This window comes from Stenotrophomonas sp. TWI1409 (genome assembly GCF_039673015.1).
Classification (GTDB): Bacteria; Pseudomonadota; Gammaproteobacteria; order Xanthomonadales; family Xanthomonadaceae; genus Stenotrophomonas; species Stenotrophomonas maltophilia_A.
In genome coordinates, this window is the sequence record NZ_JBDJKU010000010.1 from 13,336 (window position 1) to 37,752 (window position 24,417).

The 24,417-nt window shown below is 67.6% G+C and carries 23 protein-coding genes; 13 read left to right on the plus strand and 10 right to left on the minus strand.

Going from position 1 to position 24,417, the window contains the following annotated elements; all coding sequences use genetic code 11:
* Position 1 precedes the first annotated feature (1 nt).
* The 4 genes from ABE423_RS05375 (at position 2) to ABE423_RS05390 (ending at position 5,494) form a co-directional block, all read left to right on the plus strand.
* Positions 2-1,150: an efflux RND transporter periplasmic adaptor subunit gene (locus ABE423_RS05375; RefSeq protein WP_125895391.1), complete on the plus strand. Its 1,149-nt coding sequence runs from the start codon at positions 2-4 to the stop codon at positions 1,148-1,150.
* Between the two features lie 36 nt (positions 1,151-1,186).
* Complete coding sequence (locus ABE423_RS05380) at positions 1,187-4,336, plus strand: multidrug efflux RND transporter permease subunit (RefSeq protein WP_346485283.1); 3,150 nt, start codon at positions 1,187-1,189, stop codon at positions 4,334-4,336.
* Entirely contained in the window at positions 4,317-4,709 is a 393-nt protein-coding gene (locus tag ABE423_RS05385) for a nuclear transport factor 2 family protein (RefSeq protein WP_293796829.1), read from the plus strand. Before ABE423_RS05380 ends, ABE423_RS05385 begins: the two co-directional genes overlap by 20 nt.
* Positions 4,710-4,792: 83 nt before the next feature.
* On the plus strand, positions 4,793-5,494 hold the full coding sequence (locus ABE423_RS05390; RefSeq protein WP_346485285.1) for an MliC family protein: 702 nt from the start codon (positions 4,793-4,795) through the stop codon (positions 5,492-5,494).
* A 154-nt stretch (positions 5,495-5,648) separates the two neighbouring features.
* Here ABE423_RS05390 and yeiP read toward each other — a convergent pair whose 3' ends face one another.
* From yeiP to ABE423_RS05415, 5 genes are all read right to left on the minus strand, one after another.
* Entirely contained in the window at positions 5,649-6,215 is a 567-nt protein-coding gene (gene yeiP, locus ABE423_RS05395; RefSeq protein ID WP_005409468.1) for an elongation factor P-like protein YeiP, read from the minus strand.
* A gap of 49 nt (positions 6,216-6,264) precedes the next feature.
* Positions 6,265-7,035, minus strand: coding sequence for an SDR family NAD(P)-dependent oxidoreductase (locus tag ABE423_RS05400; RefSeq protein WP_049457458.1), 771 nt, complete (start codon positions 7,033-7,035; stop codon positions 6,265-6,267).
* Between the two features lie 100 nt (positions 7,036-7,135).
* Positions 7,136-8,032 carry a hydroxymethylglutaryl-CoA lyase gene (locus ABE423_RS05405; RefSeq protein ID WP_049400129.1) on the minus strand — a complete coding sequence of 299 codons (897 nt, stop codon included), beginning with the start codon at positions 8,030-8,032 and terminating at the stop codon, positions 7,136-7,138.
* Positions 8,029-8,430 carry a VOC family protein gene (locus ABE423_RS05410; RefSeq protein ID WP_132810027.1) on the minus strand — a complete coding sequence of 134 codons (402 nt, stop codon included), beginning with the start codon at positions 8,428-8,430 and terminating at the stop codon, positions 8,029-8,031. Before ABE423_RS05410 ends, ABE423_RS05405 begins: the two co-directional genes overlap by 4 nt.
* A 2-nt stretch (positions 8,431-8,432) precedes the next feature.
* Complete coding sequence (locus ABE423_RS05415; RefSeq protein WP_107432688.1) at positions 8,433-9,221, minus strand: enoyl-CoA hydratase-related protein; 789 nt, start codon at positions 9,219-9,221, stop codon at positions 8,433-8,435.
* A 119-nt stretch (positions 9,222-9,340) separates the two neighbouring features.
* Between ABE423_RS05415 and ABE423_RS05420 the strand changes: the two genes are divergently transcribed.
* From ABE423_RS05420 to ABE423_RS05430, 3 genes are read left to right on the plus strand one after another with little or no spacing between them, the layout of a single operon-like run.
* A complete protein-coding gene (locus tag ABE423_RS05420) occupies positions 9,341-9,595 on the plus strand; it encodes a FeoA family protein (RefSeq protein ID WP_032128790.1) in 255 nt (84 codons plus the stop codon).
* Positions 9,592-11,457 (plus strand): ferrous iron transporter B, encoded by a 1,866-nt coding sequence (locus ABE423_RS05425; RefSeq protein ID WP_346485288.1) that lies wholly within the window; start codon positions 9,592-9,594, stop codon positions 11,455-11,457. Before ABE423_RS05420 ends, ABE423_RS05425 begins: the two co-directional genes overlap by 4 nt.
* Entirely contained in the window at positions 11,457-11,711 is a 255-nt protein-coding gene (locus ABE423_RS05430; protein ID WP_253144509.1) for a DUF6587 family protein, read from the plus strand. The genes ABE423_RS05425 and ABE423_RS05430 overlap by 1 nt, the downstream gene beginning before the upstream one ends.
* 155 nt (positions 11,712-11,866) lie before the next feature.
* Here ABE423_RS05430 and ABE423_RS05435 read toward each other — a convergent pair whose 3' ends face one another.
* From ABE423_RS05435 to ABE423_RS05450, 4 genes are all read right to left on the minus strand, one after another.
* Complete coding sequence (locus tag ABE423_RS05435; RefSeq protein WP_346485290.1) at positions 11,867-12,328, minus strand: DUF4304 domain-containing protein; 462 nt, start codon at positions 12,326-12,328, stop codon at positions 11,867-11,869.
* 116 nt (positions 12,329-12,444) lie between these two features.
* Positions 12,445-13,026: an NAD(P)H-dependent oxidoreductase gene (locus tag ABE423_RS05440; RefSeq protein ID WP_253144514.1), complete on the minus strand. Its 582-nt coding sequence runs from the start codon at positions 13,024-13,026 to the stop codon at positions 12,445-12,447.
* Between the two features lie 55 nt (positions 13,027-13,081).
* Entirely contained in the window at positions 13,082-13,477 is a 396-nt protein-coding gene (locus ABE423_RS05445; protein WP_032128795.1) for a MerR family transcriptional regulator, read from the minus strand.
* A 4-nt stretch (positions 13,478-13,481) separates the two neighbouring features.
* Complete coding sequence (locus tag ABE423_RS05450) at positions 13,482-14,261, minus strand: 3-oxoacyl-ACP reductase (protein WP_253144554.1); 780 nt, start codon at positions 14,259-14,261, stop codon at positions 13,482-13,484.
* A gap of 120 nt (positions 14,262-14,381) precedes the next feature.
* Between ABE423_RS05450 and ABE423_RS05455 the strand changes: the two genes are divergently transcribed.
* The 6 genes from ABE423_RS05455 (at position 14,382) to recJ (ending at position 23,202) form a co-directional block, all read left to right on the plus strand.
* The gene (locus ABE423_RS05455) at positions 14,382-15,062 is read left to right on the plus strand and encodes a dihydrodipicolinate reductase C-terminal domain-containing protein (protein ID WP_346485321.1); all 681 of its coding nucleotides are present in this window, start codon (positions 14,382-14,384) and stop codon (positions 15,060-15,062) included.
* A gap of 308 nt (positions 15,063-15,370) precedes the next feature.
* Positions 15,371-16,498 (plus strand): glutamine-hydrolyzing carbamoyl-phosphate synthase small subunit, encoded by a 1,128-nt coding sequence (carA, locus tag ABE423_RS05460; protein WP_125895379.1) that lies wholly within the window; start codon positions 15,371-15,373, stop codon positions 16,496-16,498.
* A 148-nt stretch (positions 16,499-16,646) separates the two neighbouring features.
* Positions 16,647-19,889, plus strand: coding sequence for a carbamoyl-phosphate synthase large subunit (carB, locus tag ABE423_RS05465; RefSeq protein WP_071229307.1), 3,243 nt, complete (start codon positions 16,647-16,649; stop codon positions 19,887-19,889).
* An 8-nt stretch (positions 19,890-19,897) separates the two neighbouring features.
* The gene (greA, locus tag ABE423_RS05470) at positions 19,898-20,362 is read left to right on the plus strand and encodes a transcription elongation factor GreA (protein ID WP_026347191.1); all 465 of its coding nucleotides are present in this window, start codon (positions 19,898-19,900) and stop codon (positions 20,360-20,362) included.
* A gap of 4 nt (positions 20,363-20,366) precedes the next feature.
* Positions 20,367-21,284, plus strand: coding sequence for a phosphoglycerate mutase (locus ABE423_RS05475; protein WP_346485294.1), 918 nt, complete (start codon positions 20,367-20,369; stop codon positions 21,282-21,284).
* Positions 21,285-21,444: 160 nt separating this feature from the next.
* On the plus strand, positions 21,445-23,202 hold the full coding sequence (gene recJ / locus ABE423_RS05480) for a single-stranded-DNA-specific exonuclease RecJ (RefSeq protein WP_346485296.1): 1,758 nt from the start codon (positions 21,445-21,447) through the stop codon (positions 23,200-23,202).
* 84 nt (positions 23,203-23,286) lie between these two features.
* On the opposite strand, the gene ABE423_RS05485 is transcribed toward recJ, so the two are convergent.
* Complete coding sequence (locus ABE423_RS05485) at positions 23,287-24,336, minus strand: DUF1176 domain-containing protein (protein ID WP_346485298.1); 1,050 nt, start codon at positions 24,334-24,336, stop codon at positions 23,287-23,289.
* Positions 24,337-24,417 lie beyond the last annotated feature (81 nt).

The window sequence follows — 24,417 nt, forward strand, 5'->3', positions numbered from 1 at the left end:
AATGAGAACCTTCAGGACTCCGGTCGCGTTGATCGCGGCCCTCGCCCTGGCCATGACGGCCTGCTCCACCCCCGAAGCCACGCCCGAAGCCGCACCCCGCGTGAGCGTGGTTACCGTCGGCCCGCAGGTGGTGCAGCGTGACGACGAACTGCCTGGCCGCGTGGCCGCCGTGCGCACCGCGCAGATCCGAGCGCAGGTGGGTGGCATCGTGCAGCGCCGGCTGTTTGACCAGGGCGCGGAAGTAGACGCCGGCCAGGCCCTGTTCCAGATCGATCCGGCGGCCTTCCGTGCCGATGTCGATTCGGCACTGGCCGCGCTGCAGCGCAGTGAGGCCGCCCTGGGCCGCAGTCGCGTGCAGTCGCAGCGCCTGCATGCACTGGCCGCGGCACAGGCCGTCAGCCAGCAGCATCGCGACGATGCCAGTGCCGAGTACGAACAGGCCCGTGCCGCGGTGAATGAAGCGCGCGCGATCCTGGCCCGTCGCCAGCTCGACCTGCGCTATGCCACGGTCAGCGCGCCGATTGCCGGCCGCATCGATCAGGCGCTGGTGACCGAAGGTGCACTGGTCGGCGTGGCCGATGCCGAGCCGATGGCGGTGGTACAGCAGATCGACCAGGTCTACGTCGATGTGCGCCAGCCGGCGGCCCAGCTGGAATCGCTGCAGCGCAGTGCTGCCGGTGGTGGCGAGCTGCCGGTGACGATCATCGGTGCCGCCGGCAAGCCGCTGCCCGAGCGTGGCCAGATGCTGTTCTCCGGCATCAACGTCGATGCGCGTACCGGTGATGTGATCCTCCGCATCCTGGTCGACAACCCGCAGCGCCAGCTGCTGCCCGGCATGTATGTGCGCGCGAAAGTGCCGCGGGGTGCACCGGCCAGTGCGCTGACCGTGCCGCAGCAGGCCGTGCTGCGCAGCGCCGGTGGCCAGGCTTATGCCTGGGTGATCGGGGGCGATGGCAAGGCGGTGATCCGCACGCTGGAGGTCGACGGCAGCGTTGATCGCCAGTGGCTGGTGCGCACCGGTCTGAAGGCGGGCGAAAAGGTGGTGGTCGAGGGCCAGGAACGCCTGCAGGAAGGCGTGGTGGTCGATGCGCGCGACTGGCAGGTGCCGGTCGCCAGCGCCGGCGCGGTGCAGGCCGGCAGCAAGGGCTGAGCCTTTCCCGGGCCAGCCCCTCCAGGAAAATCCAACATGGCACGTTTCTTCATCGATCGCCCGGTGTTCGCCTGGGTGCTGGCGATCTTCATCATCCTGGCCGGCGTACTGGCGATTCCGCGCTTGGCCGTGGAGCGCTATCCGGCGGTCGCGCCGCCCAGTGTCAGCATCTATGCCAGCTACCCGGGGGCCAGCCCGCAGACGCTGAATGATGCGGTGGTCGGGCTGATCGAGCGCGAGCTGTCCAGCGTCAAGCACCTGCTGTACTTCGAATCGTCGGTGGACACCTCCGGCGAAGCCTCGATCACTGCGACCTTCAAGCCCGGTACCAACCCGGAGCTGGCGCAGGTGGACGTGCAGAACCGGATCAAGGCGATCGAGCCGCGCCTGCCGCGCAGCGTGCGCCAGAACGGCCTGTTCGTGGAGGCCGCCGATTCCGGCTTCCTGATGCTGGTCGGCCTGCGTTCGCCGGATGCCAGCGTCAGCGAGGCCGCGCTGGGCGATTTCATGGCGCGCAACATCATCGAAGAGCTGCGCCGCATCGATGGCGTCGGCCGCGTGCAGCTGTTCGGTGCCGAACAGGCGATGCGCGTTTGGCTGGACCCGACCCGGTTGACCGGCTACGGCCTGACCATGGGCGATGTGGCCACCGCCATCGAGCAGCAGAACCTGGAGATCTCGCCCGGACGCATCGGTGATTCGCCGGGTGTTCCAGGCCAGCGCATCACCGTGCCGCTCAGCGCCGATGGGCAGCTGTCCACGCCGGAGCAGTTCGCAGCCATCGTGCTGCGCGCCGGGGCAGACGGTTCACGGGTGGTGCTGGGCGATGTCGCCCGCGTCGAACTGGGCGCGCAGAGCTATGCGTGGGGCACCCGCGAGGATGGCCACCCAGCGACCGCCGCCGGGGTGCAGTTGCGTCCTGGCGCGAACGCAGTGCGCACCGCGTCGGCGGTCCGTGAGCGCATGGCCGAACTGGCGCCGCTGCTGCCGCGCGGCGTGGAGTCGAGCATTCCGTTCGACACCGCACCGTTCGTGAAGATCTCGATCCAGAAGGTGGTGCAGACGCTGCTGGAGGCCATGCTGCTGGTGTTCGCGGTGATGTACCTGTTCCTGCAGAACTGGCGCTACACGCTGATTCCGGCGCTGGTCGCACCGATCGCGCTGCTCGGCACCTTCGCGGTGATGCTGGCACTGGGCTTCTCGATCAACGTGCTGACCATGTTCGGCATGGTGCTGGCGATCGGCATCATCGTCGACGACGCCATCGTGGTGGTCGAGGGCGTGGAACGGATCATGGCCGAGGAAGGACTGCCGCCGCGCGAGGCCACCATCAAGGCGATGCGCGAGCTGACCGGTGCGGTGATCGGCATCACCCTGGTGCTGACCGCCGTGTTTATTCCGATGGCGTTGGCCAGCGGCTCGGTGGGCGCGATCTACCGCCAGTTCACCGTGGCGATGGCGGTGTCGATCCTGTTCTCGGCGCTGCTGGCATTGAGCCTGACGCCGGCGCTGTGCGCGACCCTGCTGCGCCCGAATACCCATGGACACCATGGTCGTGTCGGGCTGTTCGGTGCCTTCAATCGTGGCTTCGAGAAGATGACCGGGCGCTACCAGCGTGGCGTGGCCTCGGTGCTGCAGCGCAGTGGGCGGGTGATGGGCGTGTTCGCCGCACTGGTGGTGGCGCTGCTGCTGGGCCTGCACTGGTTGCCGGGCGCATTCCTGCCGGAAGAAGACCAGGGCTATTTCATGACTTCGATCCAGCTGCCGGCCGAAGCCACCGCCGAGCGCACGCTGGCCGTGGTCGAAGCCTACGAGCGGCACGTGGCCTCGCGTCCGGGCATCGGCTCCAACCAGTCGATCCTTGGCTACAGCTTCTCTGGCTCCGGTCCGAGCGCGGCGCTGACCTACACCATGCTCAAGGACTGGAGCGAGCGTGCAGGCGCCACCGCGGCCGGCGAGGTGGAGGCCGCGCAGAAGGCGATGTCCACGATTGCCGAGGGCGAGGTGATGAGCGTGATGCCGCCGGCGATCGACAGCCTGGGCCGTTCGTCCGGCTTCTCGCTCGCCCTGCAGGCGCGTACCGGGCAGAGCCAGGCCGAACTACGCGCGGCCCTGCAGCAGCTGCTGAAGCTGGCCGAGGCCAGCCCGCTGCTGTCCGAGGTGCATGCCGATGGCCTGCCGGCCGGCACCAGCGTGCGGCTGGACATCGACCGGGCCAAGGCCGAGGCGATGGGCGTGGGCTTCGAACACATCAGCAGCACGCTGTCGGCTGCGATGGGCTCGCAGTACGTCAATGACTTCCCCAACAAGGGCCGGTTGCAGCAGGTGATCCTGCAGGCAGACGCCTCGCACCGGATGGAACTGGAGGACGTGCTGAAGCTGTACGTGCGCAACAGCGAGGGCGGCATGGTGGCGCTGTCCGAACTGGTGACCCCGCACTGGACCGAGGCGCCGCTGCAGCTGCAGCGCTATCTCGGCTTCCCGGCGCTGAATCTGTCCGGCGCCCCGGCCTCCGGCGTGTCGACCGGTCAGGCGATGGCGGAGATGGAGCGGTTGGCGGAGAAGCTGCCGTCTGGCTTCGCCCTGCAATGGACCAGCCAGTCGCTGCAGGAGCGCGAATCCGGTGCGCAGGCGCCGTGGCTGTTGCTGCTGTCGATGCTGGTGGTGTTCCTGGTGCTGGCGGCGCTGTACGAGAGCTGGTCGATTCCGCTGGCGGTGATGCTGGTGGTGCCGCTGGGCCTGCTCGGCGCGGTCGCCGCCGTGTTGTTGCGCGGCATGCCCAACGACGTGTTCTTCAAGGTCGGCATGATCACGGTGATCGGGCTGTCGGCGAAGAACGCGATCCTCATCGTCGAGTTCGCACGCCAGCTGCAGCAGCAGGGCCGTGGCCTGGTCGAAGCGGCCTTGGAGGCGGCACGGCTGCGCCTGCGGCCGATCGTGATGACCTCGCTGGCGTTCGCGCTGGGCGTGGTGCCGCTGATGCTGGCGCAGGGCGCATCGAAGGAAACCCAGCAGGCGATCGGAACCGGCGTGTTCGGCGGCATGGTCAGTGCGACCGTGCTGGCGGTGTTCTTCGTGCCGGTCTTCTATGTAGTAGTGCAGGGTGCGCGGCAGTGGATCGCGCAGCGCCTGCGCAGGCGCCGGCCGATGCCGGAAGGAATCGTGGATGGAACGGAACATCGTTGAAGATCTGCACGAGCAACAGTTGATGGCGCTGGAGCAGCGCCTGTGCGCAGCGCTGCTGGAAAATGATCACGATGCGCTGACCGCGCTGGTATCGCCGGCCTTGTTCATGATGGACGGCCATGGCGGCCGCATGCTCGACCTGCCGTGGCTGGGCGATTGGCTGGCCGGTGGCCTGCAGGTACGGAACCTGCAGTTGCACGCGGTGGAAACGCTGCTGTGCGGACGCCTGGCATTGTTGTCCAGTGACGTGCGCTTGTCGGTGCGCGGGCAGGGCCAGGAGCGCGAGCTGAAACTGCGCCTGCTGCGGGTCTGGACCTGCAGTTCCGGCGACAGTGGCGCACAGTTGCTGTCGATGGCGGTGCTGGCCGCGTGAGTGCGGTCAGGCCGCTTTCAGGCCCCGCTCACCGGCAGGTGGTAGGGTCGAAGATCTCTGTAGTGTCGACAAGGAGTCGAGCCATGCGTGTAGTCCCCAGTCTGTTGGCAGCCTCCCTCGGGTTGGTCCTGGCCGCGTGCCAGCCGGCACAGCCACCCGCTGCGGGCGGCACTGATGCCGCGCCGCCGGCCGCGCCCGAACCGGCTGCCAGCACCGGCGCCGGTACCGGCAGCGAGACCATGTACCGGTGTGGTGATCTGAACGTGCGCGCGACCTTCAATGGCGAGGATGCGGCGACGGTAGTGATCGGCGAACGTACCTTCGCCATGACCTCCGAGCGTGCGGCGTCGGGCGCGAAGTATGGCGATGGCCAGGGCAACAGCTTCTGGACCAAGGGCAGCGATGACGGCCTGTTGAGCCTGAAGGGCGAGGCCGATCGCGAGTGCCATGCGGTCGAAGCCACCGAAGGCGATGGCAGCGCCGGCAATGCCGCGTTCCGTGCCACCGGCAATGAACCCGGCTGGCTTGCAGTCGTTGACGGCGATGCGCCGGGCCTGCAGGTGGAAGTCGATTACGGCGAGCGCCGCTTCGATGTGGCCAAGCCCGCCGAGGGGGCCGACGGATGGAGTGGCAAGGCGTCCGACGGTACCGACGTCAAGCTCAGCTTCCAGCGCACCACCTGCCAGGACGACATGAGTGGTGAGGCGTTCGAGGCCAAGGTGAACCTGACCATCGGCACCCGCCAGTACCACGGCTGCGGCAATTTCGGCGCGAAGCAGCCGTAAGCTACCTGTAGAGCCGAGCCACGCTCGGCTGCAGTCCCTGTCCAACGCACAGCAGCCGAGCGTGGGCTCGGTGCTACCCGACTGCTACATCCGATGGCCTGCCTGCGGCGAGTACGCCGCAGGCAGGGACAGGCAGCCGATCAGCGCGAGGCGCTTAGTCGGCACGGCCAGCGAATTCGCCGGTGGCGGTGTTCACCAGCACGCGCTCGCCGTTGACGATGTACTCCGGCACCATGATTTCGATGCCGGTGTTGAGCTTGGCCGGCTTCGGGCGCTTGGTGGCGGTGCCGCCCTTCAGTTCCGGCGGGGTTTCAATCACTTCCAGCACCACCGAGGCCGGCAGCTGGATCGCCACCGGCTGCTCGTCGATCACCTGCACGTAGATGCCGGTCAGGCCGTCGGTGATGTAGCCGGCGTCGTCGCCGATCACGTCCGCGTCCAGGGTGTACGGGGTGTAGTCCTCGTCATCGAGGAACACGAACGCATCGCCGTCCTTGTACGAATAGGTGGACTGGCGGCGCAGCAGTTCGACCTCGACCAGGTTGTCGTCGGCATCGAAGCTGGCATCGAGCTTGTTGCCGCCCGGCACGCTGTACATGATGAAGCGGAAGCGGACGTTGCCGCCGCGACCCTGCGGCGAGCTGCGCTCGATGTCGCGGATCTGGTACACGCCGTTGTTGTACTCGACGACGTTGCCCTTCTTGATGTCGTTGGCTTTCATGGTGATCTAGGTCGTTGGGGGAGGGCGCCGTCCCGGCGCCCGGGGGGAATCACTTCGGAGCGAGGCGGGTAGCGCCGTCCAGGCGGATGGTCTCGCCATTGAGGTAGGTGTTGCCGAGGATGAAGCCGACCAGGCTGGCGAAGTCTTCCGGCTTGCCCAGGCGCGACGGGAACGGGATCGACGCGGCCAGCGACTGCTGCACCGCCTCGGGCATGCCGTCGACCATCGGCGTCCAGAACACGCCTGGAGCAATCGTATTGACGCGGATGCCGAAGCGCGACAGTTCGCGCGCCATCGGCAGCGTCATCGACACCACGCCGCCCTTGCTGGCGGCATACGCGGCCTGGCCAATCTGGCCTTCATAGGCGGCGATGCTGGCGGTGTTGATGATCACGCCGCGCTCGCCGTCGGTGCCGGCCTCGTTGTGCTGCATGCGGTTGGCCGCGGCCTTTGCAACGTTGAAGCTGCCGACCAGGTTGACCATCACCGTGCCCTGGAAGCCGGCCAGCGGCATCGGGCCTTCCTTGCCCAGCACGCGGCCAGCGCCGAGGATGCCGGCGCAGTTCATCGCCACGTTCAGGCCGCCGAGGAAATCGTGGGCCTGGTCGATGGCTGCCGAAACGGCCGCTTCATCGCTGACGTTGACGTTGAAATAGCGGGCCTTGTCGGCACCCAGCCCGGCAACGGCGGCTGCGCCCTTGTCGTCGTTGAGGTCGAACAGGGCCACCTTGCCGCCCTGGGCGACGAGGTGCTGGGCCACGGCCAGGCCGAGGCCGGAGACGCCGCCAGTGATCACGGCACGTACGGAAGACAGCTGCATTGAACGGTCCTGCAGGTTCGAGAACCGCCGATTCTAACGGAAGCCGTGACCGCCGCTGTTGTGCACTGCGCCGCCGGTGCAGGGCGGCGCAGTGCAGCGGTCAGCCGGCGGCGGCCAGTGCCTGGCCGGTGCGGCTGGCAGTGGCGCGGCCGAGCAGACCGGCCAGCCAGCGGCCGGTCTCGGCCAGTGCCGGCAGGTCTACGCCGCTGTCCAGGCCCAGGCCCTGCAGCAGGTAGACCACATCCTCGCTGGCGACGTTGCCGCTGGCGCCCTTGGCATACGGGCAGCCACCGGCGCCGGACACCGCGCTGTCAACCACGCGCACGCCTTCTTCCAGGCAGGTGGCGATGTTGGCAATGGCCTGGCCGTAGGTGTCGTGGAAGTGCACGGCCAGTGCCGCCATTGGAATCTCGGCGGCAACCGCCTGTAGCATCGCCCGTGCCTTGCGCGGGGTGCCGACGCCGATGGTGTCGCCCAGCGAGATTTCGTAACAGCCCATCTGGTGCAGGGCGCGCGCCACCCGCACCACGTCGGCCAGTGGCACCTCGCCCTGGTAAGGGCAGCCGAGTACGGTGGACACGTAACCGCGCACGCGCACGCCATCGGCGGCGGCGCGGCGCAGGATCGGCTCGAACCGGGCCAGCGATTCGTCGATGCCGGCATTGGTGTTGGTGCGGTTGAACGCCTCCGAAGCGGCGGTGAACACCGCCACTTCCTCCACGCCCACCGCACGGGCGCGGTCGTAGCCCTGTTCGTTCGGTACCAGCACCGGGTAGTGGATGCCGGCCCGGCGCTGGATGCCGGCGTAGACCTCGGCGGCATCGGCCAGCTGCGGGATCCACTTCGGGCTGACGAAGCTGGTCGCCTCGATGCTGCGCAGGCCGGTGGCCGACAGGCGGTTGATCAGTTCGATCTTGTCGGCGGTGGACACCGACTGCTTTTCGTTCTGCAGACCGTCACGCGGGCCGACCTCGACGATGCGGACGTAGTCGCTCATGCGGCCACCTCGTCGGCAGGGCGGTGGCAGACCGCCTCGATGTTGTTGCCATCCGGGTCGAGCACGAAGGCGCCGTAGTAGTCGGGGTGGTACCACGGGCGCAGGCCCGGCGCGCCGTTGTCGCGACCGCCGGCGGCGAGGGCAGCGGCATGGAAGGCGTCCACCTGGGTGCGGCTGGCGCAGGCGAAGGCCACGTGCACGCCGTGGCTGGCGGTGCCGCCATTGCCGAGCCAGAAGAACGGCTTGCCCTCGCTGCCGAAGCCGATGTGGTCGTGCGCGCCGGTCTGTTCGGCGGTGACTTCCATCACCACGCCGATCTGCAGCGGCGCCAGCGCCTGCAGGAAGAAGGTCTTGCTGCGCGCCAGGTCGGCGCTGGTCAAACCAAGATGATCGAGCATGTTCAGGCTTCCGTGACCCAGTGGGGCGCGCGCTTGTCGAGGAAGGCGCCCAGGCCTTCCTGGCCCTCGGCGGACACCCGCAGGCGCGCGATCAGGGCGGCATTATCGCGATCCAGGGCATCGCGGTCATGGCTGTCACGCACCTGCCGCACCAGCTGCTTGGCGCTGGAAGAAGCGATCGGGCCGGCCTTGTCGAGCAGGGCCAGCTGGCGCTGCACGGCCTCGTCCAGGCGTTCCGGCTCGACCAGCTGGTGGACCAGGCCGATGCGCAGCGCAGTCTCGGCGTCGAAATGCTCGCCGGTGGCGAACCAGCGACGGGCCTGGCGCGGGCCGATGGCCTCGATCACGTAGGGCGAGATCACCGCCGGCAGCAGGCCGAGCCGGCTTTCGGTCAGGCCGAAGCGGGCCGCGGTGCTGGCGATGGCGATGTCGCAGCAGGCGACCAGGCCGACGCCGCCACCGAAGGCCGCGCCGTGGACCCGGGCCAGGGTCGGCTTGGGCAGCTCGTCCAGGGTGCGCATCAGCCGCGCCAGGGCCAGCGAGTCCTCGCGGTTGTCGGCCTCGCTGGCGGCGGCCATGCCACGCATCCACTGCATGTCGGCGCCGGCCGAGAAGGAGGCGCCGTGGCCGGCCACCACTACCGCGCGCACCGCGTCGTCGCGTCCGGCGGCTTCGAGGGCGGCGGTCAGCCGCGCTATCAAGCCGGCGTCAAAGGCATTGTGCAGCTCGGGCCGGTTCAGCCAGAGGGTGAGGACGGCGCCGCTGCGCTCGATCTGCAAAGCATCGTTCATGGGATTCCAGGGTCACTCCATACCTGTATGGATCATAGCGGGCCATTGGTCATGGGCCATGACGCGACGCGGGAATGTTAGAATCGAGAACCATTTACATCCAGCAGAGAATGCGCTAGATGACGCTGTCCGAACTGCCGCTGCACGCCTCGGCCGTGGTCGAGTCCGTGCAGGACCTCCATGCCAACGATGCCATCGCCCGTCGCCTGCGCGAGCTGGGTTTCGTGAAGGGCGAGGAAGTGCGCCTGGTGGCCAAGGGCCCGGTCGGTGGCGAGCCGCTGCTGGTGCAGGTCGGGTTCACCCGGTTTGCGCTGCGGATCAGTGAAGCCAAGCGCGTCGTGGTCGACGCCAACCGCCAGGAGCGTCGCGCATGACCGCTGCAACTTCTACCGCGCCCCTGCGCATTGCGCTGGTCGGTAACCCCAACAGTGGCAAGACCGCGCTGTTCAACCAGCTGACCGGCAGCCGGCAGAAGGTTGCCAACTACACCGGCGTCACCGTTGAGCGCAAGGAAGGCCGCCTGCGCGCGCCGTCCGGCCGCGAGTTCGCCGTACTCGACCTGCCCGGTGCCTACAGCCTGCACCCGGCCAGCCTGGACGAGGCGATCACCCGTGACCTGTGCCGGGGCTTCTACCCGGGCGAGGCTGCACCGGACGTGCTGCTGTGCGTGATCGACGCCACCAACCTGCGTCTGCACCTGCGCTTCGCGCTGGAACTGCGCGAGCTGGGCAAGCCGATGGTGGTTGCGCTGAACATGGTCGATGCGGCCCAGCGCCGTGGCATCCAGGTGGACGTGGCCGCGCTGGAGCGCGAGCTGGGCGTGCCGGTGGTGGAAACCGTGGCGGTGCGCAAGCAGGGCGCCAAGGCCCTGGTCGAGCGCCTCGATGCGATGGTGCCGCACCTGGATGCGCCGGTGCCGGGCCCGGAAGGTGGCATCGACTACCACGCCAAGGTGCGCGAGATCCTGTCAGTGGCCGTGCGCATGCCGGCACGGACCGCCAAAGTCGACGACGCGCTGGACCGCTGGCTGCTGCACCCGGTGTTCGGCCTGATCAGCCTGGCGGTGGTGATGTTCCTGATCTTCCAGGCGGTGTATGCCTGGGCGACACCGTTGATGGACGGCATCGAGGCCGGTTTCGCCTGGCTTGGTGCCTTCGTCGGCAGCGTGCTGCCGGAAGGCCCGCTGGCCAGCCTGCTGACTGACGGCATCATCGCCGGTGTGGGTGGCGTGGTGGTGTTCCTGCCGCAGATCCTGATCCTGTTCTTCTTCATCCTGGTGCTGGAGGAATCCGGCTACCTGCCGCGTGCGGCGTTCCTGCTCGACCGCATGATGGCCGCCGCCGGCCTGTCCGGCCGCTCGTTCATCCCGCTGCTGTCCAGCTTCGCCTGCGCGGTGCCGGGCATCATGTCCACGCGCAGCATCCAGGACCCGCGTGACCGCCTGGCCACGATCCTGGTGGCGCCGTTGATGACCTGCTCGGCGCGGCTGCCCGTGTACGCGCTGCTGATCGGTGCATTCATTCCGCAGAAGACGGTGTGGGGCGTGTTCAACCAGCAGGGCCTGGTGCTGTTCGGCCTGTACGCGGCGGGCATCCTCAGTGCGCTGGCGATGTCGTGGATCATGAAGAAGTGGCGCCGCGACAAGAGCGAGCACCCGCTGATGCTGGAGCTGCCGTCATACCGCCTGCCGCACGTGCGCGACCTGGCGGTCGGCCTGTACGAGCGCGGCATGATCTTCCTCAAGCGTGTCGGCGGCATCATCCTGGCGCTGACCATCCTGCTGTGGGTGCTGCTGTCGTTCCCGGCGGCGCCGGTCGGCGCCACCATGCCGGCCATCGATTACAGCTATGCGGGCCAGATCGGCCATGCGATGGCGGTGTTCTTCGCGCCGCTGGGCTTCAACTGGCAGATCTGCATTGCGCTGATTCCGGGCCTGGCCGCGCGCGAAGTGGCGGTGTCCTCGCTGGCGACCGTGTACGCGCTGTCCGCAGCCGATGACGATGCCGCCAGCCAGGCGCTGACCCCGCTGATCAGCGATGGCTGGTCGCTGGCCACCGCACTGTCGCTGCTGGTCTGGTACATCTATGCCCCGATGTGCATCTCGACGCTGGCCACCATCAAGCGCGAGACCAACTCGTGGAAGCAGATGGGCTTCGCTGCGTTCTACCTGTTCGCGGCGGCCTACGTGGCGGCGCTGATCACCTACCAGGTGACCAAGGCACTGGGAGGCGGCTGATGGATACCGGCCTGCTGCTGCAGTACCTGATCATCGCGGTGGCCGTGCTGGTCAGTGCCTGGGTGGTGCTGAAGAAGCAGTTCCCCGGCACCGTGCGCAGGCTGCGCGGGGCGCTGGCGCTGGCCCTGCTGAAGCCGGGCCGCGCTGCCTGGCTGCAGGCGCTGGGGCGGAAAATCGCGCCGCCGGCGACGGGCGGTGGTGGTGCCTGTGGCGGTTGCGACAGCTGCGGGCCGACGCCGCCGAAGCAGCACTGACGCTGCTTTTCCTGCCCTGGTGGGTGCGAACCTTGGTTCGCACGCTTGCGGGCTTCATCCACGCATGGCGTGGATCTACTGTGGGTTTTCCGCCACGCATGGCCGCCACGCATGGCCGCCACGCATGGCGTGGATCTACCGGACCTCGGCTGGATTCAAACCTCTCTACGGATGATCGCGCGGAAACTTCCGTCCTGATTCAATCGCCGCACCGACTCCCTGTTTCCATGGGTTGTCGCGAAGCCCGCCACGTCGGCAAGGGCATCGAGCAGCAGGCATTTCATCCCATCGCGATTGCCGGCCTCCAGCAGATCATCCAGATCCTGCTGGATAAAAGCCCGGCGCAGGCCGGGCGTCTCTTCGATCCGCCAGTCGACATGAGGCGTGGGAATGCTGGAGCGGTATCTGAAGGCGGTTTCAAGGTCGTCAGGCGCGAGGGGATACGCGAGCAGTTCTGGAAAGTAGAGCCCGGCATTCACATAGAAGCCCCGGCTTTCGCTGGCGCGTTGGTGATTGACGACAAGCAGGGCGGCATCCAGCAAGCGGTAGCGGGTCGTCGACGTGCCGGAAAAGCCGGTCTTCCTGGCGCACTTGCTGAAGACAGTCGAGGATTTCATGGGCTTTGCCTGGGCCGTAAGAAGTGCCTACAGCCTTGAGGCGCGGTGCCTGGCGGTCAATTGGCAAACGCGACACATGGAATGTGGCCGGCATTTCATCCACGCATGGCGTGGATCTACCTGGCGCGTGAACCCAGCTCTGCTGCCAACGCCAGCCACTTGCTGCGTTGTGCTGGGGTACTGCTGCGCACCGCACCGAGACGGCTGACCCGCACAGGGCGGATGCCGCAGAATTCCAGGAGGGGGGCGCGGATCTGGGTGATGCCCGGGTCGCGGTAGATCCAGCGGTAGTACCAGGGCGGCGTATCCAGCGTGGTGATCACCCGTGCGCTGCGCCCGGCCAGCAGCCGGTCCCACCACACCGAATCGCGCCGGTAGCGGAAGGCGTACCCCGGCAACAGCACGCGGTCGAAGAAGCCCTTCAGCAGGGCCGGCATCGCGCCCCACCAGGTGGGGTAGACCAGGACCAGATGATCGCAGGCTTCAATCGCATCGGCGGCATCCTGCAGATCGGCTTCCAGTGGCTGGATCTGGCGGTAGCCGTGTCGCAGCACCGGGTCGAATTCAAGGTCGCCCAGTGCGATCAGGCGCACCCGGTGGCCGGCGTTCTCGGCGGCCGTGGCATAGCGCTGGGCGAGCGCGCCGCACAGGCTGTCGCGGTCGGGATGGCCGAGCAGGATCAGGATGGAACGGGACACGGCAACCTCGGGCAATGGAAAGTGCGCGAGGCTGCGGTCTGCCCCAAGGGCAGAGTCAAGCCTGGGTCGTGCAGCCGCTGGGTTCCAGCACGCAGTCATTGCTGCCGGAGAGCAGCCACTGCTGCAGTTCGTCGCTGACCTGCTGCAGGTCGAGCTCGACCTGCGCCAGCCGTGCCCGCTCGCTGGCAATGCGGCTGCGCTGCTGCTCAAGCAGGGTCAGCACTGCCTGCCAGTCGAGCCGCCCGTCGCGGCCCTGCAGGCGCGAGATTGCCGCCAGCGTGATACCCAGCCCCAGCGCCTGGCGGATCAGCTGCACCCAGGCCACGTCCTGTTCGCTGTAGTCGCGGTAGCGGTTCAGTCGTGGCACCGGCGGCAGCAGGCCGCGCGCCTCGTACAGTCGGATGGCCTTGGCGCTGGCACCGGTCAGGCGGCTGACCTCGGAGATGCGCATCGGCTCAGTCCCGCACCAGTCCGCCATCCACCACCAGGTTCTGGCCGGTCACCGCGCGTGACCACGGGCTGGCGAAGAACAGCGCGGCATCGGCGAATTCGGTCGGGGTGGTGACGCTGCGCAGTGGGGTGTTGGCGGCGATGTAGTCGAATACCGCTTCGGGTGTGGCGGCGCTGGCATCGGTGGTGCGCAGCAGGCCGCCGGACAGCATGTTGACGGTGATGCCGTGCGGGCCGAGGTCGCCGGCCAGGGTGCGGGTCAGCGACAGCAGTGCGGCCTTGGCGGCGGTGTAGTCGTGGTAGGGCACCACCGGGTTCTGGAACAGGTTGGTGCCGATGTTGATCACACGGCCGAAGCGGCGGGCCTGCATACCGGGCAGGGCGGCCTGCACGGTGTTCAGCGCGCCATGCACGCTGCCCTCGAACTGCGCCTGGAATGCCGGCCAACCGATTTCCGCGGCGCCGTCGCGGGCATCGCCATTGAACGAGAAAGCGGCCAGCGCGTTGTTGACCACGGTGGTGACACCTTGGCCGAAGTGGGCCAGCGCGTGCTGCAGCATCGCATCGACCTGGGCGCGGTCGGTGACATCGGCCGGCAGCGCGATCGCCTGGCCACCCAGCTCGCTGGCCAGCGCGCGTGCGCCGGCCTCGCTGCGGTGGTAGTTGATGATGACGCGGGCGCCCTGGGCGGCGAAGGCGCGGGCGATGTGCTGGCCAAGGCCGCGACCGGCGCCAGTGACCAGCACCAGCTGTTCGCTGATCTGCATGAAGGAGCTGCCATCCATTGCATGAAAGGGCATGCAGCGTAGCAGCGATGGCGCTTGCCGGAGCGGGCGTGCTGCCGCTAGCCTGCAGGCATGAACCAGACTCCCCTGCGATTGCTCATTCACGGTGCCTCCGGGCGCATGGGCCAGGCCCTGCTGCGGCTGGCCGCCGAACATCCCGAAACCCTGCAGATCGTGGCTGCAGTGACCGGCCGTGCGCCGGCACAGCGCGTGGTCGACGGCGTGCCGTTCTTCGGCGCCAGCGAACTGCCTGGCGCGCCGGTGTTCGATGTGGCGATCGACTTCAGCCTGCCGGAGGGCTTCGACCCGATGCTGGCGCTGTGCGTGGAGCGGGGTGCGGGCCTGGTCTCGGGCACTACTGGCATCTCCAGCACACAGCGGCAGGCGCTGGAGGCCGCGGCGGCGTCCATCCCGCTGGTCTGGGCGTCGAATTTCAGCCTGGGCGTGGCGGTACTGGACGAGCTGGTCGAGCGCGCGGCGCAGGCGCTGGCCGGCTGGGACTGTGACATCGTCGAATCGCACCACACGCAGAAGAAGGACGCGCCGTCGGGCACCGCGCTGACCCTGGGCGCGGCCGCGCAGCGGGGCGGGGCGGAGCCGCATTACGCCAGCCTGCGTGCCGGTGACATCGTCGGCGAGCATCTGGTGCAGTTCACCGGCCTGGGTGAGCGCATCGAGCTGGTGCACCGGGCCACCAACCGCGACATCTTCGCCCGCGGCGCCCTGTTTGCCGCCCGCCAGCTGCAGGGCCGCGCCCCGGGCAGCTACCGGGTGCGGGACCTGCTGGACGGCCCCCGGTAACGGTCCAGGCCGATGGTAGATGCCAACCTTGGTTGGCAGGCTTTCCGGGAAGCGCCAACCAAGGTTGGCGTCTACCAGGGTCATGGCGGCCCGCATACGCCGCCGGATTGAAATGAATGCGCAATCGCCTGTTCATGAAGTGCGATAACCGCTGGCGCGAGCGCCCCGGCAGCGCTACAATTCGCACTCGCCGAATCACGAAAGCCGGACCGGTCCCAGACCGCACGTCCGCGCTTTTTTGCAACCGGATTTCCGTGAAGCGCAGGCGTGACTTCGGCAGCCCCCTCGGTAGCCAAAGTGAGATTCCCGTGACCCAAGCCGCAATCCTCGTCCTCGAAGACGGCACCGTATTCGAGGGCGAATCCGTAGGCGCGCCCGGCCTGTCCGTCGGTGAGGTGGTGTTCAACACCGCCATGACCGGCTACCAGGAAGTGCTGACCGACCCGTCCTACGCCCGGCAGATGGTCACGCTGACCTATCCGCATATCGGTAACACCGGCATGACCGACCAGGACAATGAAGCGTCCAAGGTGTGGTCGGCCGGCCTGATCGTGCGCGATGTTCCCCGCCGTCCCAGCAACTGGCGCAGCCAGGTGTCGCTGCAGGACTGGCTGATCCAGCGCGGCGTGGTCGCCATCGCCGGTATCGACACCCGCAAGCTGACCCGCATCCTGCGCGAGAAGGGCGCGCAGAACGGTGCGCTGATGGCCGGTGACATCGACGTGGAAAAGGCACTGGAAGCCGCCCGCAAGTTCCCGGGGCTGAAGGGCATGGATCTGGCCAAGGTCGTCACTACCGAGAAGACCTACGTCTGGACCGAGGGCCAGCTGGACCTGGATGCCAACGCCTTCGTCAGCGTGCCGGCCAAGTACAAGGTCGTGGCCTACGATTTCGGCGTGAAGACCAACATCCTGCGCATGCTGGCCGAGCGTGGCTGCGAAGTGACCGTGGTGCCGGCACAGACCCCGGCCGCCGAAGTGCTGGCGCTGAAGCCGGATGGCGTGTTCCTGTCCAATGGCCCGGGTGACCCGGAACCGTGCGACTACGCCATCGAAGCGATCAAGACCTTCATCGACGTGAAGATCCCGACCTTCGGCATCTGCCTGGGCCACCAGCTGCTGGGCCTGGCCTCGGGCGCACAGACCATGAAGATGGGCCACGGCCACCACGGTGCCAATCACCCGGTGCAGGACCTGGACAGCGGCCGGGTGATGATCACCTCGCAGAACCACGGCTTCGCGATCGATGAAGCGACCCTGCCGGCGACCCTGCGCGTGACCCACCGCTCGCTGTTCGATGGCACCAACCAGGGTGTCGCCCGCACCGACGTGCCGGCGTTCTCGTTCCAGGGCCACCCGGAAGCGTCGCCGGGCCCGACCGATGTCGGTCCGCTGTTCGACCGCTTCGTGGTGCTGATGGAGCAGGCCAAGGCGTGATCAGTACGCCGCCGGCCCCCCGGTGGCGTCGCGATGGACCGTAAACCCCGCAACGCTGCTGCCGCTGGCGCGGCGCTGCGGATCAAGATTCCTGATCGACAGCGTGCGATCACCCCCCTTGTCACGCTGTACTGACTTAGAGAAGAAAATGCCCAAGCGCACTGACCTCAAGACCATCCTCATCATCGGTGCTGGCCCGATCGTCATCGGCCAGGCCTGCGAGTTCGACTACTCCGGCGCCCAGGCCTGCAAGGCCCTGCGTGACGAGGGTTACCGCGTGGTGCTGGTCAACAGCAACCCGGCCACGATCATGACCGACCCGGAGATGGCCGACGCCGTCTACATCGAGCCGATCAACTGGCAGACGGTCGAGAAGATCATCGCCAAGGAAAAGCCCGATGCGCTGCTGCCGACCATGGGTGGCCAGACCGCGTTGAACTGCGCGCTGGACCTGGCCGACAACGGCGTGCTGGAGAAGTACAACGTCGAGCTGATCGGCGCCAAACGCGAAGCGATCCGCATGGCCGAAGACCGCGAGCTGTTCCGCGTCGCCATGGGTGAGATCGGCCTGGAATGCCCGACCGCCGCTGTCGCCCATACCCTGGACGAAGCGCTGGAAATCCAGACCCGCGTCGGATACCCGACCATCATCCGCCCCAGCTTCACCCTGGGCGGCAGCGGTGGCGGCATCGCCTACAACCGCGAAGAGCTGGTCGAGATCGTCAGCCGCGGCCTGGAACTGTCGCCGACCACCGAAGTGCTGGTGGAAGAGTCGGTGCTGGGCTGGAAGGAGTTCGAGATGGAAGTGGTCCGCGATACCGCGGACAACTGCATCATCGTCTGCTCGATCGAGAACCTGGACCCGATGGGCGTGCACACCGGTGACTCGATTACCGTGGCGCCGGCGCAGACCCTGACCGACAAGGAGTACCAGCGCCTGCGCGATGCCTCCATCGCCGTGCTGCGCAAGATCGGCGTCGATACCGGTGGCTCGAACGTGCAGTTCGGCATCAACCCGAAGACCGGCCGCGTGGTCGTCATCGAGATGAACCCGCGCGTGTCGCGTTCCTCGGCGCTGGCCTCCAAGGCCACCGGCTTCCCGATCGCCAAGGTCGCCGCCAAGCTGGCCGTGGGATACACCCTGGACGAACTGAAGAACGAAATCACCGGTGGCCTGACCCCGGCCTCGTTCGAGCCGTCGATCGACTACGTCGTCACCAAGATCCCGCGTTTCGCTTTCGAGAAGTTCCCGGCTGCCGACGCCCGCCTGACCACCCAGATGAAGTCGGTGGGCGAGGTGATGGCGATGGGCCGTACCTTCCAGGAGTCGGTGCAGAAGGCGCTGCGTGGCCTGGAAACCGGCAAGGTCGGCTTCGACCCGACCGGCCTGGACCTGAGCAATGAAGAAGACCTGCAGACCCTGCGCCGCGAGCTGAAGGCCCCGGGCCCGGAGCGCCTGTTCTTCGTCGCCGATGCGTTCCGTGCCGGCATGAGCGTGGAAGAGATCTACGCACTGTCGTTCATCGATCACTGGTTCCTGGACCAGATCGAGGAAATCATCGCGGCCGAAGCCGACGTCGCTGCCGGTGGCATCGACGCGCTGGACGCCGCCCGCCTGCGCAAGCTGAAGCGCGCTGGCTTCTCCGACGCGCGCCTGGCGCAGCTGACCGGCACCAACGAAGCCGCCATCCGCGCGCTGCGTCGTGCGCACAAGGTGCGCCCGGTCTACAAGCGCGTGGATTCCTGCGCCGGTGAGTTCTCCACCGGCACCGCCTACCTGTACTCGACCTACGAGGACGAGTGCGAGGCCGCGCCGAGCAACCGCGACAAGATCATGATCCTGGGTGGTGGCCCGAACCGCATCGGCCAGGGCATCGAGTTCGACTACTGCTGCGTGCACGCGGCACTGGCGCTGCGCGAGGATGGCTATGAAACCATCATGGTCAACTGCAACCCGGAAACCGTGTCGACCGACTACGACACCTCCGACCGCCTGTACTTCGAACCGCTGACCCTGGAAGACGTGCTGGAAATCGTCGAACTGGAACAGCCGAAGGGCGTGATCGTGCAGTACGGCGGCCAGACCCCGCTGAAGCTGGCGCGCGCGCTGGAAGCCAACGGCGTGCCGGTGATCGGCACCAGCCCGGACTCCATCGACCTGGCCGAAGACCGTGAGCGCTTCCAGCAGCTGGTCGACAAGCTGGGCCTGAAGCAGCCGCCGAACCGCATCGCCCGCAACGACCAGGAAGCCCTGCTGCTGGCCCGCGAGATCGGCTACCCGCTGGTGGTGCGCCCGAGCTACGTGCTGGGCGGCCGTGCGATGGAAATCGTCTACGGCGAAGCCGACCTGGCCCGCTACGTGCGCGACGCGGTGAAGGTGTCCAACGATTCGCCGGTGCTGCTGGACCGCTTCCTCGACAATGCCGTGGAGTGCGACGTCGACATCATTGCCGATGCCCAGGGCAACGTCCTGATCGGCGGCGTGATGGAGCACATCGAAGAAGCCGGCGTGCACTCGGGCGATTCCTCGTGCTCGCTGCCGCCGTACTCGCTGTCGGCTGAAACCCAGGCCGAGCTGCGTCGCCAGGTGGTGGAACTGGCCAAGGCCCTGAACGTGGTCGGCCTGATGAACACCCAGTTCGCGATCCAGACCAGCGATGAAGGTGCCGACACCATCTACCTGCTGGAAGTGAACCCGCGTGCTTCGCGCACCGTGCCGTTCGTGTCCAAGGCCACCGGCATGCCGCTGGCCAAGATCGCCGCCCGCTGCATGGCCGGCAAGACCCTGGCCGAGCAGGGCGCGACCAAGGAAATCGTGCCGGACTACTACTCGGTGAAGGAGGCGATCTTCCCGTTCGCCAAGTTCCAGGGCGTCGACCCGATCCTCGGGCCGGAGATGCGCTCCACCGGTGAGGTGATGGGCGTCGGCCGCACCTTCAACGCTGCCTTCGCGCGTGCGCAGGAAGCCGGTGGCATCAAGGCACCGCCGGTCGGCAAGGCCTTCGTCTCGGTCCGCGATCCGGACAAGAAGCGCGTTCTGCCGGTGGCCAAGGCGCTGCTGGCGCGTGGCTACAGCCTGGTCGCCACCCGTGGCACCGCCGCGTGGCTGCAGCAGCACGGCATGGACTGCGAGATCATCAACAAGGTGGTCGAAGGCCGTCCGCACATCGTCGACTCGATCAAGAACGGCGAGATCGTCTACATCGTCAACACGACCGAAGGTCGTTCGGCGATCAACGACTCGTTCTCGATCCGTCGCGAGGCGCTGCAGCATCGCGTCACCTACTCGACCACCATTGCCGGCGCCAAGGCGCTGGTGGATTCACTGGAATTCCGCGGCACCGGCCCCGTCTGGTCGCTGCAGGAGCTGCACAAGGAGTTGAATGCATGAGAGCCCCCATCACGATGAAGGGCGCGCAGAAGCTGCGCGACGAACTGGATCACCTGAAGTCGGTCAAGCGCCCGAAGGTCATTGCGGCCATCGCCGAAGCGCGTGAGCATGGCGACCTGAAGGAAAATGCCGAGTACCACGCCGCGCGCGAGGAGCAGGGCTTCATCGAAGGCCGCATCAAGCAGCTGGAAGGCGAGCTGTCGCACGCCGAGATCATCGACGTGAGCAAGCTCAATGCCGGCTCGAAGGTGGTGTTCGGCGCCAGCGTGACCCTGGCCGACGTGGAAACCGACGAAGAGAAGAAGTACCAGATCGTCGGTGACCTGGAAGCGGACATCAAGCTGGGCCTGATCGCCATCTCTTCGCCGGTGGCGCGCGCGATGATCGGCAAGCTGGAAGGCGATTCGATCGTGATCGACGCCCCGGCCGGCCAGCGCGAGTACGAGATCGTCAGCGTCAGCTACGTGGACTGACCCGGTGGCAACGGCGACCCTGCTGTTGCCCGCGCGCAGCCGCTTTGCCGCGGCTGCGCTGCCTGATGACGTGGCGCGTGCCCTGGGCCGCGCCAACGCCTCGCAGTTCGAAGCCGGCGAGCGGGCACAGCTGCAGCGCCATTTCACGGTCGCCGCGCCGCACTGGCCGGTGGCCGCACTGAGCCGCCAGCGTGACGTCGGCGATGCTGCCGGCGCGTGCTGGCTGCGTGCCGATCCGGCCTGCATGGTGCCGGACATGCACGGCGCGCGGATGATGGCCTACGGCGAAACGTTGCGGCCGACCCTGGCCGACTGCCTGGCCCTGCTGCCGGTGCTGCAGCCGTTGTTCGCCGATGCCGGGTTCGTGCTCGACGCACCGGACCCTTCGCGCTGGTACCTGCGGCTTCCGATCGACCTGACCCTGCCGGACTTCGACAGTCCGGACGAGGTGCTGGGCGATGACCTGTTCTCGCACCTGCCGGAAGGCGAGGGTGGCCGCCGTTGGCGGGCGCTCATGACCGAAGCGCAGGTGCTGCTGCACAACCATTCCTGGAACCAGCAGCGCGCCGCGCAGGGACAACAGCCGATCAATTCGCTGTGGTTCTGGGGTGGCGGCGTGATGCCAGTGTCGGTCAGCACGGCGCATGCGCAGGTGCGCAGTCGTGATGCCCTGCTGCAGGGCCTGGCTCTGGCGGCGGGCGTGGCCGTGGATGGCGAGCAGGCGGTGGATGCACTGGTCGACCTGCGCCAGCTGCGCTCCCTGCAGCAGCTCGGCAATGATGCGATCCGGCCACTGCTGGCCGCGCTGAAACGCGGCGAGCTGCAGCGACTGGTGCTGGATTTCGAGGATGGCCTGCAGTTCCAGCTGGATCGTGGCCAGCGCTGGCAGTTCTGGAAAAAGCCGCGGCAGCTTCACGATTGAGCGGGATCGGATCCGTTTTCCATCGGAAAACGGCTCTGACCCTGGACGTTTGCCGGGGTTGCCGGCCAGCGGCCGGCACTACCGCAGGAGCCGGGCGCAATCCCGCCAGCCTCTCCCACGCGCGGTATCATCCCTCTGTCTTTCGTAACCGGCGATGCCGATGTCCCTTGCCGCCGATGCTGCGCATTCCTCCTCTGATACGCCGATGATCCGCCGCCGCGATGCGGTCGCGCCCGGCAGCTGGCCGGAGGGCACGCTGCCGCTGCTGGCGCGGCTTTACGCCAGTCGTGGTGCAGGCACACCCGAACTGGCGCTGCCGAAGCTGGGCAGCCTGCATGCGCCCGAGCTGCTGACCGGCGTCGACGATGCAGTGAGCCTGCTGGTCGAAGCCATCGCCAACGACAAGCGCATCCTGGTGGTCGGCGATTTCGACTGCGATGGCGCCACCGCCTGTGCGGTCGGCGTACGCGGTCTGCGCATGCTTGGCGCACGGCATGTCTTCCACGCGGTGCCGAACCGCATGGTGCACGGCTACGGCCTGTCGCCGTCGCTGGTGGAGGAGCTGGCCGAGCTGCAGCCGGACCTGCTGGTCACGGTCGACCACGGCATTGCCTGCCATGCGGGTGTGACTGAGGCCAAGGCGCGTGGCTGGCAGGTGCTGGTCACCGACCATCATCTTCCCGGCCCGCAGCTGCCGCCGGCCGATGTCATCGTTGATCCGAATCTGGATGGCGATGCCTTCCCCAGCAAATCGCTGGCCGGTGTCGGCGTGATCTTCTACGTGCTGATGGCGTTGCGCCGGCAGATGCGCGAGGCCGGTGTCTTTGCCGATGGCAAGGGGCCTGACCTGACCACGCTGCTGGACCTGGTGGCGGTCGGCACCGTCGCCGACCTGGTGGCGCTGGATCCGAACAACCGTGCACTGGTCAGCGCGGGCCTGCGCCGGCTGCGCGCGGGGCAGGGCTGTGTCGGCCTGCGTGCGCTGATCGAAGCGAGCGGCCGTGACGCCACGCGACTGACGGCCACCGATATTGGTTTCGCACTCGGCCCACGCCTGAACGCGGCGGGCCGGCTGGAAGACATGGCGCTGGGCATCGCGCTGCTGCTGACCGAAGACCCGCGCCAGGCGCGCGAGATCGCGCAGACGCTGGAGCAGATCAATTCGGAACGGCGCGCCGTGCAGCAGTCGATGACTGACGACGCCGAGCAGGCGTTGACCCGCGTGGTGCTGGACATGGCCGGCCAGCGACCGGTGGCGGCCTGCCTGTTCGACGCCGATTGGCACCCGGGCGTGGTCGGCCTGGTCGCGTCGAAGATGAAGGATCGCCTGCATCGCCCGGTGATCGCCTTCGCGCCGGCCGAACCCGGTGCCGACACCCTGCGTGGTTCGGCGCGCTCGATTCCCGGCCTGCACATCCGTGACGCACTGGCGCTGGTCGATGCGCGCCACCCGGGACTGATCGAACGTTTCGGTGGGCATGCCATGGCGGCTGGCCTGAGCATGCGGCTGGATCACGTCGATGACTTCAAGACCGCCTTCATCGCCGTGGTGCTGGAGATGCTCGACCCCGCGGCATTGCAGCAGCAGGTTCTCAGCGACGGCGAACTGGCCGCCGACGAGCTGGACCATCGCCACGCCGATGCGTTGCGCCTTGCCGGACCGTGGGGCCAGGGCTTCCCCGAGCCGCTGTTCGACGGCCACTTCGAAGTGGCCAACTGGCGCGTCCTGAAGGAACGCCACCTCAAGCTTGAATTGCGCCTGCCAGGCGTACCCGGCACGATCAACGCGATCCACTTCGGCGGCTGGCACGGCAACGCACCCGGCCGTCATGTGCATCTGGCCTATCGGCTGGCCTGCGATGACTATCGTGGCGGCAGCGCCATCCAGCTGATCGTCGAGCACTGCCTCCCTGCATGAAAAAAGGGGACGGAGGGGATTAAGTTGCTTGTGCCTTGTTTGCCACTTGCGACTTAATCCCCTCCGTCCCCTTTTTCTGTGGCGTCAGCGGACCTCGCTGACCAGCATCGGCAGTTCCCAGGTGCCACCGGGCACGCCCCGGCATAGACCCGGTGCCACCTCGGACGTCGCGATGAAGTTCGTCCCGTCCCACGTCCAGGCAGCGTGCGACATGCAGTCAGCGAGGCCGCGGCCCTTCTGCGCGGCAATGATCTGGCCGTCGGCGTAGTCGATCGCATCGCTGGTCACCCATTGCGCCTGGAACGGCGCCTGCGGGCTGGCGACCCAATAGCCATCGCCGATGTTGTAGGCCCCGCGCCAACACGGGACCGTGACCAGCACATGCTGCGCGTCCAGGCGCCGGACCTGCAGCGGGGAGTTGCTGAGCGGAACGTCGGCATCAGTTTCCTGCAGGCCTTCGCAGCTGTCGTCCTCCAGCGTGGCGCGCAGTGCTGCGCGCAGGGCGGGTGAGGCGGCCAGCCGAGCAAACGCGGGATCATCCGGAGTTGAGTCCAGGGTAGCGGCCTTGCGCACAACCGGCACCGGCAGTGCGGCGGGGACGCTGGATTCAGGCGTGCTGCCCTTGCGCATCACGGCGCCGGGCGTGCCGAGGCGGCCCTGGTACTCATCGATCTTCAGCAGTACCGCCGCGGCACCCTTGTCCGACAGCGGCCAGCGATGGCCAGCGCCATCGGTCACGCTGATTCCACCGCCGCGCACCAATGCGTAAAGCAGTGCGCTGGTCTGCGCAGCAGTCAAGCTGTGCCTGCCTGCGCTCTTCAAGGGAGCAAGGACACCCAGGTCCTGTTGCTGGATGCGCAGATGCAGCGCGCCCTTGGGCTGGGTCTGGCCTTCTTCCGGCTGCAGCGTCAGGCGGCCCTGGATGGCCTGATCCGGGCCGCCCTTGCGGGTGAGCAGCACACTCAGGGTGCTGTCATCGTCGGTGGCGTAGCCGGCGGCGCGGCAGGTCAAGGTGTTGTCACAGGCCACGACCCAGTCGTGGTGCTGGAAATACAGGCTTTTGGCCGGAGCCGCAGCAAGGGCCGTCAGGGGGCAGGCCAGTGCCAACAGAGTGGCCAGCAGGGGCAATCGCATCGGCATCCTTGCGCGTGTGGGAGCGTGGGGCATGGTGCCTGTGGATGGGGGCAAAGAAAAGCCGCGCACGGTCCAACCCCA